Raw genomic sequence first — 13689 nt, forward strand, 5'->3', positions numbered from 1 at the left:
CAACCCGGGCCTACTCCCATCGCCCGTCCCTGGGGCGACGTGATCGCCCGCACCTTCAAGCTGAAAGGATGATCTTCCATGACCACGCTGACCGAAGGCAGACACGCGGGCGGCTTCCTCGTCTGGGAAGCGTCGCGCGACTACACCCGTGACACCGTCACCCTCACCTCCGGCGCGGGCAAGCTCGACCCCGGCACGGTGCTGGGCAAGATCACCACGGGCGGAAAATTCACCCAGCTTGCCCCCGCCGCGTCGAATGGCAGCCAGAACGCCGCCGGGATCCTGTGGGGCCACGCTGACGCAACGGCCGCCGATGCCGCTGCCGTCGTGGTTCTGCGCGGCCCGGCCATCGTCAACCGCAATGACCTCATCTGGCCCACGGGCGCGACGGAACCGCAGATCGCCGCCGCCACCGCGGCGCTGGCCGCGCTTGGCATCCTGCTGCGCTGAACTCTTCATCGAAAGGACATCCCCATGGCGACCATGGACATCTTCGAAGGCGATGCCTTCTCGATCATCGAACTGACCCGCGCGCTGGAGAACATCCCCTTCAAGCCCGCGATCCTCTCGGGCGCGAACCTCTTCGGGCCCCGCGGCGTGCGTGCGCGCACCGTGGTCATCGAGAGCCGGGACGGCACGCTGCAGCTGATCCCGTTCTCCGAACGCGGCTCGGCCTACGAGAGCCAGGTGCCGGAACGCCGCGAGATGCGCGCCTTCGTCGTGCGCCAGTTCAAGAAACAGGATGTGCTCTGGGCCTCCGAGATTCAGGGCATCCGCGACCACGGATCGGAAACCGCGACCCAGCAGGTGCAGACCGAGGTGGCCCGCAAGCTCGGCCGGCTCCGGAACGACGCCGAGGCCACCTTCGAGTTCCACCTCTTCAACGGCATTCAGGGCGTGGTGAAGGACCCGAAGGACGGGGCGACGGTGGTCAACTACTTCACAGAGTTCGGCATCACGCCTGCCACCGAGGTCGACTTCGACCTCGACAACGCGAGCCCCGCGTCGGGTGCGCTGCGCAAGCGCTGCCAGGCGCTGATCGAAAGCGTCGAGGACAGCCTTGGCGGGCTGGCCGCCGGTCAGGTCCAGCTGCGCGCCGAATGCGGTTCGGCATTCTTCGCCGATCTGGTCGCCCACAAGGAGGTGCGCGAGACCTATCTCAACACCGCAGCCGCCGCCGACCTTCGCGGCCGCGTGGGCGAGGAGGTCAGCTTCGGCGGCATCACCTTCCGCCGCTACCGGGGCGGCCTCGGCTTTGGCGTGCCGACCGACAAGGCCTACTTCTATCCCGAGGGGGTCGAGGGCCTCTTCGAGATCTACTTCGCTCCGGCCGACACCTTCGAGACGGTCAACACGCTCGGCTTGCCGCTTTATGCGCGTATGATCCCGGACCGTGACAGGGATGAATGGGTGCGCCTCGAGATCGAGAGCAACCCGCTGCCGATCTGCACCCGCCCGCAGGTGCTGCGTTCGGCGCGGCGGACGTGATGACGGCCTACCGGGCGCGGGGGCGGTCCCAGATCATGCCGGCAAGGCGTGGATCCGGGGCGAAGCTGTCCTTCGGGAACTCGATCCCGAGGCGCGGATGCTCGCGCAGCGCCTGCGCGCCGGTGGGGCCGATCCGGATGCGCCATGTCTGACGCTCGACCGGCTGTGGGGCGGCAAAGGCCCGGCAGGTCAGCACGGCAAGGTTCGCACCCCGGGCAGGATCGCGGACAGAGGCGTAGCGGATCACCTCTGCACCGATCGCGCGGGCCTCCTCGGCCAGATCCTGGCAGGCCGCGTATTCTGTGAGGTGGGTCCAGACAGCCTGATCGGTGGCCAGTGCCCCGGCCGTCAGGTCGACCGCCACGGGCGTTGCGACCTCTGCCGAGAAGGCGGTGTAGTCGGCCGCATCGTCGGGAAAGGGCGTCTCCGGGCTCTCGGCGTAGAACAGGAAGCGGTAGAACACCATTTCGGCCGCCGCCGTCTCGGGCGCCTCGGCCCCGTACCAGACGCCCGGTGTCAGTCCCGCCCGGCGGAACCGCGAACCCGCCGGATAGGGGCGATACCGGAAGGGCGTGGCCAGCAGATAATCGAGCGCGCGGCAGTCCTCCGGCAGGGGCGGCTTCGTGGCCTCGAGGATCTCCTCAAGCGCCGCCTGTTCGGCGAGGCTGTCGACAAGCTTCAGGGTCGAGACCCGATGCTGGGCCTCGACGAACCGCCATGCCGGGCCCGCGTAGGGCCGCGCCTCAGAGCGGAGCGCGTCTTGCGTCCAGATAGGTCGTGACATCGACAAGCCCCTGCACCTGCGTCATCCGCTCCACGGGCCGCGCCGCGAGCGCCGTGTTGGGGGCGGCCAGCCAGCGTCGCGCCACCGCCTCGTCGCCCCCGGTGATCGCGTCGAGCGAGCGGAAGGTCCGCACAAGAAGGGCCGCAAGCTCGAAGGGCTTCGAGCCCGGCTCAAGCAGGCTGTCGCCCCGTTTCCAGCGCGAGACGGTTGCCTCGGAGACGCCGACGATGTCGGCCAGTTGCCGGCCCGAAAGGCCAAGCCGGTCTGCCGCCCGCAGCGCGGCCTTGGTCAGCACGGCACCGGCTTCGGGGTTTCGGGCGATCTGATGGGAAAGGGTCATGACTTTCTCCTGTCTGAGGAAAACATAGTATCACTTCCTTTCTGAGGAAAGAGAAAACATGCCGGACGCCTTCTCCGCCGCGCTTGCGGCACTCTTCGCCGATCCGAACATCGGCCGGGACGCGGTCTACATCGCCGAGGGCGGCGCGCCGATCCTGGTGCGCATCGTCGCCCGGCGTGCCGATGCCGTCACCGACTTCGGCGATACCCGCCTCTGGTCCGAGACCACCCGGATCGACCTGCGCGTGGCCGAGGCGCCTAACCCGCGCCCTGGTGACCGCATCAAGATCGAGGGCGACGCCTTCCTCATCCAGGGAGAACCCGTCCGCGACCGCGAGCGGCTGGTCTGGACCGTCGACCTGCGCCCGGCATGACCGCGATGAAGCTGAAGCTCGACGTCGATCCCGACATCGTCGCGATGATGGCGACCGAGGTCGCGGCGGGGGAGCGGGCTGTCTCGGCCGCGATCCGCGAGGCCGGAACCGGGCTGAAGGCCGCTTGGCGGCTGCAGATCACCGGCGCGGGCCTTGGGCCCCGGCTGGCCCGCACCATACGGTCGGAGCAGTTCCCCAAGGCCACGCCCAGCCTTAACGCGGCGGCCGTGGTCTGGTCCAACGCCCCGGTCATCGTCGGCGCGCACGATACCGGCCCGCTGATCCGCTCGAAGAACGGCTTCTGGCTGGCGATCCCCACGCCCGCGGCAGGAAAGTCCCTGCGCGGCGGGCGTATCACCCCAGGCGAGTGGGAGCGCCGCACCGGCATGCGCCTGCGGTTCGTCTATCGCCGTCTGGGCCCAAGCCTGCTGGTGGACGAGGGGCGGCTGGACACGAAAGGCCGTGCAGTGGCGTCACGGTCGAAGACTGGCCGGGGCCTCGTGACTGCCCCGATCTTCCTGCTGGTGCCACAGGTCAAGCTGCCGAAACGGCTGGACCTGGCGCGGGACGCAGAGCGGGTGCATGATGCGGTGCCGGCCCTGATCGTGGCGAACTGGGCATCGTTGTCGAGTGCGTCCTAGTCATGGCGTTTTCGACCTACGCGCTGGCAGAAGATGTGTGCCGATTTGACTGATCGCCAGACCCAATGTGACGATGACAATGCTCGTCCATTGAAGTGTCGTTGGAACCTCGCCGATAACGACGGCGCCGATGAGAGTTGCAAGGGCCGGCATTGCAGGCGACAGAGCGGCCACTTGGCTACTCCCAAGGACTGAGATTGCAAAAGGATACAAGAACACAGCCACGATCCCCACTAGCCCCCCCTGATAGACGATCTGCAGTGCGATCGCCGTGGAATCGCCATCGAGAATGCCAAGGCCTCGGAACCAGAGATAAGCTGGCAGGAATAGCACCGGTGAGATCGAGCCCAGTATCACGAGGGCGGTTCTTGCGGGTACATTCCAATGGCGAACGAAGTAAGCATAACTTCCCCACATGGCTGCGGAGCAGAGAAATAGGGCGATACCGATAAGGTCACTCGTTCGCCAAGTGCCGCTTTGGTCCAAGAAAACAACGGCAAGTCCGCAGATGCAGACCAAGTTTCCGGACAACACCGAGCGAGGTGGCTTCCTGCCCTCGACCATGAAGGCAAGCAACATGACAACGAAAGGTTGCAGCCCGGGTACGAGCGCTGCACCATAAGCAACGGGGGCAAAGGTCAAACCTCCCAAGAAGACCGCGCTATAGGTCGCCCCGTTCAGCAGCGCGAGCATGATGGAGCGGCGAAGGCCGATCCTGCCGAGGATTTCCTTCAGCGTGAACATTCCAAAGGGCAACACAAGGATGGTCGAGACGAGAAAGCGCAGCGCAGTCTGGTCATAACCGTCGAGACCGGCTGCGGAACCGGCGCGTCCAACTGTAAACATTCCTGCATAGATGGAGATGGCACCAGCCGCGGCGAGATAGCCAAGAAGGGTGCGATCAGCCATGGTCGTCACTTCGAGCAGACGACGGGTTGTCGGACTGCCCCTGATGGCGACGCACCTTTGCGCGATTGCCACAGGTGGCCATGCTGCACCAGCGCCGTCGGCCGCCACGTGTGACATCAAGAAACATCCAGCCGCAAGCCGGACAGGCCCCAAGTCGCTCCACAGGTAACCGGAACAAGGCATCAAGTATCTGGAGCGCAATGACGCCCAGCAGGCTTTCATCTGACTCAATAGTCGCGGAGCAGGATGCGATGTCGGAAGGTGAAGCGAAGGAAATGCCTTTCCGTATGCTCTTAACTTGCTCCACGATCGCAATGATCGCACTCACCGAGGGATCCTGTTTCCGAACTCTGGCAAGCAAAGCCTCATGGGCCGCCTCTCTAAGGACCCGAGCGTCCAGCACGAGCCGCGCCCCGTGATCTTGGCCCTCGATTTGGACGACCTTCGTGGCGGGACGCAGTCCCGCGCGCTCTGCCCAGCTTCGAAGGTCTTCCACCGTCACCATCCGATCTTCGCACAAACTCGGATCAACGCGATGAGACAGCGTGTTGACGAAATCCAGCGCGGGGTGGTTGCCCACGAAGTGGCTGTCCAACCATCGGTCCATGGAGCGGCTCTCCCCTTGTGAAACCGTATAAAGGTATTTATAAGGTTACATTCGAACAAGCAAGAGGCTTACGATTGCACTACGATCTCGCGCACTGGGCGACCTTCCTGGCGACCGCTGTTTTCTTGAATCTTGCGCCGGGGCCCGACATGGCGTTCATCCTCGGTCACACAGTCAAGGGTGGGGCCAGGGCGGGAACGGCGGCAATGCTGGGCATCTGGACCGGCGCGCTCGGTCACGTTGTGCTGGCTGTCTCGGGGTTGTCCGCGATCATCGCAACTTCAGCCCTGGCATTCTCTGTCGTGAAATGGATTGGGGTTGCCTATCTGCTCTGGATTGGCATTCAGGCCATTCGCCATGCCGGCGGGACGTTCATCAACGAAGCGGCACCGGTTGGCTCGAGCTTTGGCCGAATATACTGGCAGGGGGTTCTTGTGGACCTGCTCAATCCCAAGGTCGCAATCTTTTTCCTCGCGTTTCTTCCTCAATTCGTCGTGCCAGGTGCTGGCCCGGTCTGGGCACAACTCCTCCTACATGGGGTCCTCATCATAGTTGTCGCGGCCGTAATCGAGCCGCCCCTTGTTTTGCTTGGCAGCACGCTGACGACTCCGCTGCGTAGTAGCCCGGGTTTGGCGAAGGCTCTGGATCGCACGCTCGGTGCTCTACTGATCGCACTTGCAGCGCGGTTGGCCTTGTCCAAGATTTAGTTTCGCCTCGCGAACTGACATTCGATCCAGCACGGCAATCCCGGGGCCGAGCCGAAGGTCGTGTGCCGCTGACGAAGTAAGCCCATAAGTACCGCAGAGACTAGCAACTCGGGCGCCGAGCCCCCATGCGTTCAGTCCAATGAGCCTTAGTGACTTGAAATGGCCACCCCCCGCGAAACCATCCTCGCAACGCTGCACGCGCGGCTCTCGGCGTTGCCCGCCACCACCCTGCGCGGTGATGTTCTGCCCGAGCGCGTGCCAAGCTCCGGCCTCCTGATCCTGCGCGACGGCGAGCCGGGCGAGCCCGAGGTCACGCTCTCGCCGCTGCGCTATCACTACCAGCACCGGGCCGAGATCGAGGCGGTCGTCCAGGGTGCGGCCCGTGACGCCGCCTTCGACACGCTCTGCGCAAGTGTCGGCGCGGCGCTTGCCGCGGACCGCACGCTGGGCGGCCTCTGCGACTGGGTCGAGGCGGAAGCGCCGCGTCCGGTCGATCTGGCAGTCGAAGGCGCTGCCAGCCTGAAAGCCGCCGTGATCCCTGTAATCCTGCACTATTCCACGGCCGATCCACTCGGCTGACCCCCTTCACCACAGGAGACTACGATGGCACGAGCCCATGGGGCGCGGGCGCAGATGGCGCTTGCGTTCGAGACCGTCTATGGCACAGCGCCCGCCTCGGGCTATCGCACGGTGCCCTTCGCCAGCACCACGCTCGGCTCCGAGCAACCGCTGATCGCCTCGGAACTGCTGGGCCAGGGGCGCGATCCTCTGGCCCCGATCAAGGACGCGGTCACCGCGGATGGCGATGTCGTCGTGCCGATCGACGTCGAGAACTTCGGCCTCTGGCTGAAGGCGGCCTTCGGTCAGCCGACGACCACCGGCACGACGCCCAAGACGCATACCTACCAGTCGGGCAACTGGACGCTGCCGAGCATCGCCGTCGAGACAGCGATGCCCGAGGTGCCGCGCTATGCGATGTATACCGGCTGCGTCTGCGACCAGCTCTCTTGGCAGATGGCGCGGTCGGGGCTGCTGACCGCGACCGCCCGGCTTGTGGCGCAGGGCGAGAACGTCGCCGCCACAACGGCCGCGGGCACGCCCACCTCGCTTTCGCTGCAGCGGTTCGGCCATTTCAACGGGGCGATCACCCGGAACGGCTCGCCACTCGGCAACGTCATCTCGGCCGAGGTCACCTATTCCAACGGCCTCGACCGGATCGAGACCATCCGCTCGGACGGGCGCATCGAGGGGGCCGACCCCGGCATGGCCGCGCTTACCGGCCGGGTGGAGGTGCGTTTCGCCGACAGCACGCTGATCACGCAGGCCATCGACGGCACGCCTTGCGAGCTGGTCTTCGCCTGGAGCCTCGGCGCCAACGCGAGCTTCACCTTCACCGCCCATGCCGTCTACCTACCGCGCCCCCGGATCGAGATTCCCGGGCCCCAGGGCATCCAGGCGACCTTCGACTGGCAGGCCGCCAAGGCTGTCAGCCCCGCCCGCATGTGCACCGCCGTCCTCGTCAACACTGTCGCAACCTATTGAGAAGGCAAGCCATGCTGACCCTCGATCTCATCAACGCGCCGCAATGGTGCGACCTCATCCCCGGCGTGCGCGTCCGGCTCCGCCCGCTCACCACCGCGCTGATGGTCTCGGCGCGCGGCGATCCGGCGATTGCCGATCTGTCCGAGGGGGCTGCGACCGAGGAAGCCGCGCTTGCCATGGCGAAGTCGCTGGCGCGGCGTGCGATCCTCGAATGGGAAGGGATCGGCGATGCCGATGGCAATCCCATCGATCCGAGCCCCGAGGCCATCGACGCGCTCCTCGACCTCTGGCCTGCCTTCGAGGCGTTCCAGACCCACTACGTTGCCAAGGCGCTGTTGCTGGACGCGGAAAAAAACGGCTCTGCGCCCTTGCCGACTGGTCCTTCGGCGGGGGCGAAGGCTACTGCACGGCCTGCGCAGGACCCTGTCCCGACTGCCCCGCACGGCTGAACCGGCCGCTGACGCTAGAGGGCGCGCAGGTCTGGGACCTGGCACAGCGCCTTGGTGGCCAGATTCGCGTCATCCCCAGCGCGGTGATCGGTTGGGACATGGGCGCGGCGCTGGCACTGGGCGCGGCCCTCGGCATTTCCCTGCCCGCCATCGCCGAACTGCTGCCCGCCCTAGAGGCGGTGATGGTCCGCCGCGTCAACGAACAGATCGCAGCGAACCGCGACTGAACCCATCTGGAGCCCCGATCCCATGGCCGAGAAACGCGTCTCCGTCCGGCTCGCCGCCGTGGGCGGCCGCCAAGTGCGCGCCGAACTGGAAGGGGTGGGCGAGGCCGGGGCAAAGGGCCTCGGACGTCTGTCACGCGAGATGGAACTGGCAAACACCCGGCTTGCTGCTTTCGCACGCCGTGCCGGGCTTGCCCTCGGGGCCGCTGCTGCTGCTGCCACGGCCTCGCTCGGCCTGATCGTCCGATCCACCGCCGAGAGCGCTGCCCAGATCCGGCAGTTCGCGCAGGTCGCCAATGCCACGCCCGAGGCGCTGCAGCGCTGGTCGGCCGGGGCACGCACGGTGGGCATCGAGCAGGAGAAGCTGGCTGACATCCTGAAGGACGTGAACGACCGGGTCGGGGATTTCCTGCAGACGGGCGGCGGACCGATGGCGGATTTCTTCGAGAATGTCGCCCCGCGCGTGGGTGTGACGGCCGATCAATTCGCCCGTCTGTCGGGGCCGGAAGCCCTGCAGCTCTACGTCGACACGCTGGAACGCGCAGGGCTCAGCCAGCAGGAGATGACCTTCTATCTGGAGGCCATGGCCTCGGACGCCACACGCCTGCTGCCGCTGCTGCGCAACGGCGGGGCCGAGATGGCCCGTCTGGGTGACCAAGCCTCCGACCTTGGGACGGTTCTGGACAGTGATGCCCTCGAAGCCTTGCGCCGTACGCAACTTGCGCTGGGCACAGTCTCGCTGGTCTTCGACGGCCTTCGGAACCGCATCGCCGTCGCCGTCGCTCCGACCATCGAGGCACTGGCCAATGCCTTCGTCGCCCTCGCGTCAGACGGTGGCATCCTGCGGTCGGCTATCGACACGCTGATCGGCAACCTCGGGCGTCTGGCGTCCTATGCCGCCACTTTCGCCGCTGTCATGGCGGGGCGCTGGGTCGCTGGTATGGCGGCCGCTGCTCTGTCCGTGCGCGGCCTCGCCACCGCTCTGGTCTTCCTGCGCGGCGCCCTGATCCGCACCGGCATCGGCGCGCTGATCGTCGGCGCGGGCGAATTGGTCTACCAGTTCTCGCAGCTGATCACTCGGGTCGGCGGCGTGGGCGAGGCGTTTCGCCTCCTCGGCGATCTGGCCCGCGAGGTCTGGTCCCGCATCGGCCTGTCGCTGGATGCGGCGCTGGCGCGAATGGCGGCCGGATGGGAGGGCCTGAAGGCGGCCGGTCTCTCGGCGCTGGAAGGCACGATCGCAGGCGTTGTCAGCTTTGGCGACCGAACGGCCGCGATCTTCCAGGGGGCCTATGACGCCGCCGTGGCGATCTGGGGCAGCTTGCCCGGCGCCATCGGCGATTTCGCCTTCCAGGCCGCCAACGGGCTGATCTCCGGCGTCGAGGCGATGCTGAACGGCGTCGTCACCCGCATCAACAGCTTCATCGAGACCCTGAACGCGGCGCTGGCGCTGTTGCCGGAATGGGCCACCGGCGAGGGCGGGGTGCGGATCGGCATCCTCGATCCGGTGGAACTGGGCCGCATCGGCAATCCCTTCGAGGGAGCCGCGACCGCAGCCGGTGCAGCCGCCGCCGATGCCTTCTCGGCTGCGCTGTCGCGGACCTATCTCGAGCCACCCGATCTCGGGCTTGGCGCGATGGCCGACGATGCCCGCGCCCGTGTCGACGGATACCGCGAAGCGGCCGGGATGCTAGCCGATGCCGCCGGTCGGCCGCTCGCCAGCTGGCAGGCGCTGAAGGATGCGGTGACCGGCACGGGGACCGAAGCCGAGACCGCACTCGCCGATGCAGCCGCTTCTGCCGGTGCCCTCACGGCCGGGCTTAATGACACCGCCACCGCCGCCGAGGGTGCTGGCGGCGCTGCACGCGACGCGGGGGCGGCTGCAGCCGAAGGCGCGGACACCGCCCTCACGGGCTGGCAAGCCGTCACCGCCGCACTCGCCGACTACGCCGCGAAGGCGCGCGACATTGGCGGGGACGTCGGCAGCGCGCTGGTCGGGGCCTTCCAGAGCGCCGAGAACGCCATCGGCGACTTCGTGAAGACCGGCAAGCTCGACTTCCGGGATCTGGTCACCTCGATGATCGCCGATCTGGCGAAGCTCGCGGCCCGCCGCTTCATCCTCGGTCCGATCGCCAATGCCCTTTCCGGCGCCATGGGTGGGGCGGGCGGGATCTTCGCCAACATCCTGCATGCGGGCGGCATTGTCGGTGCCGCTGGCCCCGGCCGGATGGTCCCGGCGCTGGCCTTCGCCCATGCGCCGCGCATGCACAGCGGCGGTTGGGCCGGGCTGCGGCCCGATGAGGTGCCCGCGATCCTGCAACGTGGGGAGCGGGTTCTCTCCCGGCGCGAGGCGGCGGGGTACGGCCAGGCGGGCGTCTCGACCGTCAATGTCACGATCAACGCCCGCGACGCCGAGAGCTTCCGCCAGTCCCGGACACAGGTCGCCAGCGACATCGCCCGCGCCGTGTCGCTGGGGCGGCGCGGCATGTGAGGATCAGCCATGGCGTTTCACGAGGTCCGCTTTCCGGACAACATCAGCCGAGGCGCGCGCGGTGGCCCGGAACGGCGCACGCAGATCGTCGAACTGGCAAGCGGTGCCGAGGAGCGCAACGCGAGCTGGGCCAACTCGCGCCGCCGCTACGACGTCGCCTATGGTATCCGCCGCGCCGACGATCTGGCGGCAGTCGTCGCCTTCTTCGAGGCCCGCAACGGCCGCCTCCACGGTTTCCGCTTCAAGGACTGGGCCGATTTCAAGTCCTGCCTGCCGTCGCAGACCCCGGCGTCAACCGATCACCCCATCGGCACCGGCAACGGCAGTACGAACACCTTTCAGCTGGCCAAACGCTACACCTCCGGCGCGCAGTCCTGGACGCGCGCCATCAGCAAGCCCGTCGCCGGGACCGTGACCATCGCCCTGAACGGCACGCCGCAGGCTTCCGGCTGGTCGGTCTCCACCGCAACCGGCCTCGTCACCTTCACCACCGCCCCGGCCCTGGGCGTGGCCATCACCGCGGGCTTCGAATTCGACGTCCCCGTCCGCTTCGACACCGACGCCCTCGACGTCACCCTCGACCTCGAACGCCTGGGCTCGATCACCTCGATCCCCCTCATCGAACTCCGCCTCTGAAGGACCGATCCCATGTCGGAACCCACGACCGTGCGCATGGGCGCACTGGCCGCTTACCTGAGCCTTGCCCTCGCGCTGTCGGCGCAGGGCGGGGCCGCGATCTGGTGGGCGGGCACGCAGAACACCCGCCTGACCTCGCTCGAGGCGCGGGTGGCCGAACTGCTCTCCACCTCGCCCCTCTACCACAACCAGGTGGTGGAGGCCGACCGCCGCATCGCGGTCATCGACGAGCGGATTGCCAACATCCTCGCCCGGATCGAGGCGCTGACCGCCGCACTCGAACGTCGACACGACGCCCCATGATTTCCCCAAAGGACCATCGCCATGCAGACCACTGACCGGGGGCTTCTTGCCTTGATCCGGCACGAAGGCGTCGTGCCCGGACCCTATCTCGACGTGAAGGACGTCTGGACCTTCGGCATCGGCCACACCGCCGCTGCTGGTCCGCCCAATCCGGCGCGAATGCAGCGCGGCATGCCCGCCGACACGCAAGCCGGGATCCGCGAGGCATTCCGGCTCTTTCGCGCCGACCTCGCGGCTTACGAAGCCGACGTGCTGCGCGCCGTGAAGGTGCCGCTGGAACCCCACGAATTCGATGCGCTGGTCAGCTTCCACTACAACACCGGCGGCATCGCCAAGGCCGCGCTGACGCGGCACCTGAATGCGGGGAACCGCGCAGCAGCCGCAGCGGCCTTCATGGGCTGGCTCAAGCCCGCCGCCATCCGGTCCCGCCGCGAGGCGGAGCGCGATCTCTTCGCGAAAGGTATCTATCCGACCGGCACCATCCCGGTCTGGCCGGTCGACCGCAACGGCAGGGTGGATTTCTCGCGGCCGATCCGGCGGCTCAGCGAGGCCGAGGCGCTCGCCTTGCTGCGCCCGACCGGCACGCTGATGCCGCCACCCGCCCAACCCGCCACCACGCCCAGCTGGTGGCAGCAGCTCGCCAGCTTCTTCACCGGAAAGGAAACGACATGAACTGGACCCTCGCACGCGGCCTCGTCTATCTCGCCTGTCTCGTCGCTTCCGGCCTCGCCATGGCGGGGCTCGCGGATTTCGACCTGGCGACCGGAACCTTCGACCTGAGGCCCTTCAACCTCTACGCCCTGACCGGCGCTGCAGGTGGCGTCGTTTCCTCGGCGCTGGCCTCGATCGCGCTCTGGCGCGGCTGGGGGCGGAAGTGAAGTCGCTACCGCCCGCGCTGCAGGCGCATCTGGACGAAGGCACGACGACGCTCGCGTGGTGCTGGCGCATCACCCGTGCCGATGGCGTGACCTTCGGTTTCACCGACCACGACCTGAAGCTCACCTTCGACGGCACCGAGTTCGAACCGGAAAGCGGGCTGACGGCGTCCGAGGTGCGCTCAGGGTCGGACCTGTCGGTCGATGCGCAGGACGCGCAAGGCGTGCTGTCGTCGGACCGGATCACCGAGACCGACATCCTCGATGGCCGATGGGATAATGCAGCGGTCGAGGTCTGGCGGGTGAACTGGTCGGCCCCGGCGCAGCGCGTGCTCTTGCGGCGCGGGGCCATCGGCCAGATCCGGCGCGGGCGGTTGGCCTTCGTGGCAGAGGTGCGAAGCCTTGCCCATGTTCTCGGGCAGACCGTCGGGCGAACTTTCCAGGCCAGCTGCGACGCCGCGCTGGGCGATCCGCGCTGCGGCGTGAACCTCGAGGCCCCGGCCTTCAAGGGCAGCGGAACCGTCATCGATGTGCTGCGGGATCGGGCCTTCACAGCATCCGGACTCGGCACCTTCGCGGCGGGCTGGTTCACCTTCGGCCTTGTCGAATGGTCGACCGGCGCGAATGCCGGGCGGCGGGTTGAAGTGCTGTCGCATGACCTCGTCGACGGCGTCGCCATCCTGACCCTTCTGGAAGCCCCAGTACGGCCGATCACGGCGACGGATGCCTTCGTGGTCCGGGCGGGCTGCGACAAGCGGATCGCGACCTGCGGGACGAAATTTGCCAATGTTGCCAACTTCCGGGGTTTCCCCCACATCCCGGGTCAGGACGCAGTCCTGCGCTACGCGACGAAGGACGGCGGGCACGAGGGGGCGGTGTTGTGATGACTGCCAATCCCGCCCTTGTCATCGCCGTCGCGCGCTCCTGGCTTGGCACGCCCTATCACGACCAAGCCAGTCTGCGCGGGGTCGGCTGCGACTGCCTCGGCATCGCGCGCGGTGTCTGGCGCGAGGTCGTTGGCCCGGAGCCCTTCCCGATCCCGCCCTACAGCCGCGATTGGGGCGAGACCGGCACGCGCGAGGTTCTGGCCGATGGGGCGCGGGCGATGATGCCCGAGATCGCACCGGCCGATGCGCCGCCTGGCGCGCTGATCCTGTTCCGCATGATGCCTCGCGCCATCGCCAAGCATGTCGGGATCCTGACCGGCCCCGACACCTTCCTACACGCCTATGAGCGGCTGGGCGTGATCGAGGAACCGCTGACGCCCGCATGGCGACGCCGCATCGCTTTCGCCTTTCTGTTCCCTGCACGCTGAGTTTTCCA

At 67.4% G+C, this 13689-nt stretch carries 20 protein-coding genes; 16 read left to right on the plus strand and 4 right to left on the minus strand.

Going from position 1 to position 13689, the window contains the following annotated elements; translation table 11 throughout:
- Nucleotides 1-78 precede the first annotated feature (78 nt).
- On the plus strand, nucleotides 79-450 hold the full coding sequence (locus tag G5V65_RS18445; protein WP_165053111.1) for a head decoration protein: 372 nt from the start codon (nucleotides 79-81) through the stop codon (nucleotides 448-450).
- 24 nt (nucleotides 451-474) lie between these two features.
- On the plus strand, nucleotides 475-1488 hold the full coding sequence (locus G5V65_RS18450) for a major capsid protein (protein WP_165053113.1): 1014 nt from the start codon (nucleotides 475-477) through the stop codon (nucleotides 1486-1488).
- Between the two features lie 7 nt (nucleotides 1489-1495).
- Here G5V65_RS18450 and G5V65_RS18455 read toward each other — a convergent pair whose 3' ends face one another.
- The gene (locus tag G5V65_RS18455) at nucleotides 1496-2272 is read right to left on the minus strand and encodes an RES family NAD+ phosphorylase (RefSeq protein WP_165053115.1); all 777 of its coding nucleotides are present in this window, start codon (nucleotides 2270-2272) and stop codon (nucleotides 1496-1498) included.
- Nucleotides 2232-2612, minus strand: coding sequence for an antitoxin Xre/MbcA/ParS toxin-binding domain-containing protein (locus G5V65_RS18460; protein WP_165053117.1), 381 nt, complete (start codon nucleotides 2610-2612; stop codon nucleotides 2232-2234). Before G5V65_RS18460 ends, G5V65_RS18455 begins: the two co-directional genes overlap by 41 nt.
- A 58-nt stretch (nucleotides 2613-2670) precedes the next feature.
- On the opposite strand from G5V65_RS18460, the gene G5V65_RS18465 reads away from it, so the two are divergent.
- Nucleotides 2671-2985 (plus strand): head-tail joining protein, encoded by a 315-nt coding sequence (locus G5V65_RS18465; RefSeq protein ID WP_165053120.1) that lies wholly within the window; start codon nucleotides 2671-2673, stop codon nucleotides 2983-2985.
- 5 nt (nucleotides 2986-2990) lie between these two features.
- Nucleotides 2991-3626: a DUF6441 family protein gene (locus tag G5V65_RS18470; RefSeq protein ID WP_165053204.1), complete on the plus strand. Its 636-nt coding sequence runs from the start codon at nucleotides 2991-2993 to the stop codon at nucleotides 3624-3626.
- On the opposite strand, the gene G5V65_RS18475 is transcribed toward G5V65_RS18470, so the two are convergent.
- Complete coding sequence (locus G5V65_RS18475; protein WP_165053122.1) at nucleotides 3627-4535, minus strand: DMT family transporter; 909 nt, start codon at nucleotides 4533-4535, stop codon at nucleotides 3627-3629. It lies immediately after the preceding gene.
- Nucleotides 4528-5142 (minus strand): CGNR zinc finger domain-containing protein, encoded by a 615-nt coding sequence (locus G5V65_RS18480; protein WP_165053125.1) that lies wholly within the window; start codon nucleotides 5140-5142, stop codon nucleotides 4528-4530. Before G5V65_RS18480 ends, G5V65_RS18475 begins: the two co-directional genes overlap by 8 nt.
- Nucleotides 5143-5216: 74 nt before the next feature.
- On the opposite strand from G5V65_RS18480, the gene G5V65_RS18485 reads away from it, so the two are divergent.
- The 12 genes from G5V65_RS18485 to G5V65_RS18540 all read left to right on the plus strand — a co-directional run bounded on the left by G5V65_RS18485 (nucleotide 5217) and on the right by G5V65_RS18540 (nucleotide 13681).
- Nucleotides 5217-5849 carry a LysE family translocator gene (locus tag G5V65_RS18485; RefSeq protein ID WP_241250644.1) on the plus strand — a complete coding sequence of 211 codons (633 nt, stop codon included), beginning with the start codon at nucleotides 5217-5219 and terminating at the stop codon, nucleotides 5847-5849.
- Nucleotides 5850-6008: 159 nt separating this feature from the next.
- Nucleotides 6009-6428, plus strand: coding sequence for an acyl-CoA transferase (locus G5V65_RS18490; RefSeq protein WP_165053128.1), 420 nt, complete (start codon nucleotides 6009-6011; stop codon nucleotides 6426-6428).
- A gap of 24 nt (nucleotides 6429-6452) precedes the next feature.
- The gene (locus G5V65_RS18495) at nucleotides 6453-7391 is read left to right on the plus strand and encodes a phage tail tube protein (RefSeq protein ID WP_165053130.1); all 939 of its coding nucleotides are present in this window, start codon (nucleotides 6453-6455) and stop codon (nucleotides 7389-7391) included.
- Between the two features lie 11 nt (nucleotides 7392-7402).
- A complete protein-coding gene (locus G5V65_RS18500; protein WP_165053133.1) occupies nucleotides 7403-7840 on the plus strand; it encodes a hypothetical protein in 438 nt (145 codons plus the stop codon).
- A 71-nt stretch (nucleotides 7841-7911) separates the two neighbouring features.
- Nucleotides 7912-8067 carry a DUF7697 family protein gene (locus G5V65_RS18505; protein WP_449301106.1) on the plus strand — a complete coding sequence of 52 codons (156 nt, stop codon included), beginning with the start codon at nucleotides 7912-7914 and terminating at the stop codon, nucleotides 8065-8067.
- A 22-nt stretch (nucleotides 8068-8089) separates the two neighbouring features.
- Nucleotides 8090-10552, plus strand: a complete 2463-nt coding sequence (locus tag G5V65_RS18510; protein WP_165053136.1) for a phage tail tape measure C-terminal domain-containing protein — start codon at nucleotides 8090-8092, stop codon at nucleotides 10550-10552.
- Between the two features lie 9 nt (nucleotides 10553-10561).
- Nucleotides 10562-11188 (plus strand): DUF2460 domain-containing protein, encoded by a 627-nt coding sequence (locus G5V65_RS18515; RefSeq protein ID WP_161768675.1) that lies wholly within the window; start codon nucleotides 10562-10564, stop codon nucleotides 11186-11188.
- Nucleotides 11189-11200: 12 nt separating this feature from the next.
- Nucleotides 11201-11491 (plus strand): hypothetical protein, encoded by a 291-nt coding sequence (locus G5V65_RS18520; protein ID WP_165053139.1) that lies wholly within the window; start codon nucleotides 11201-11203, stop codon nucleotides 11489-11491.
- A gap of 21 nt (nucleotides 11492-11512) precedes the next feature.
- Nucleotides 11513-12163, plus strand: a complete 651-nt coding sequence (locus G5V65_RS18525) for a lysozyme (RefSeq protein WP_165053142.1) — start codon at nucleotides 11513-11515, stop codon at nucleotides 12161-12163.
- On the plus strand, nucleotides 12160-12369 hold the full coding sequence (locus G5V65_RS18530) for a hypothetical protein (protein WP_165053145.1): 210 nt from the start codon (nucleotides 12160-12162) through the stop codon (nucleotides 12367-12369). The genes G5V65_RS18525 and G5V65_RS18530 overlap by 4 nt, the downstream gene beginning before the upstream one ends.
- Nucleotides 12366-13250: a baseplate hub domain-containing protein gene (locus G5V65_RS18535; protein ID WP_165053148.1), complete on the plus strand. Its 885-nt coding sequence runs from the start codon at nucleotides 12366-12368 to the stop codon at nucleotides 13248-13250. The genes G5V65_RS18530 and G5V65_RS18535 overlap by 4 nt, the downstream gene beginning before the upstream one ends.
- Nucleotides 13250-13681: an NlpC/P60 family protein gene (locus G5V65_RS18540; protein ID WP_206526877.1), complete on the plus strand. Its 432-nt coding sequence runs from the start codon at nucleotides 13250-13252 to the stop codon at nucleotides 13679-13681. Before G5V65_RS18535 ends, G5V65_RS18540 begins: the two co-directional genes overlap by 1 nt.
- Nucleotides 13682-13689 lie beyond the last annotated feature (8 nt).

This window comes from Paragemmobacter kunshanensis (genome assembly GCF_011059185.1).
In the GTDB taxonomy this organism is placed as follows: Bacteria; Pseudomonadota; Alphaproteobacteria; order Rhodobacterales; family Rhodobacteraceae; genus Paragemmobacter; species Paragemmobacter kunshanensis.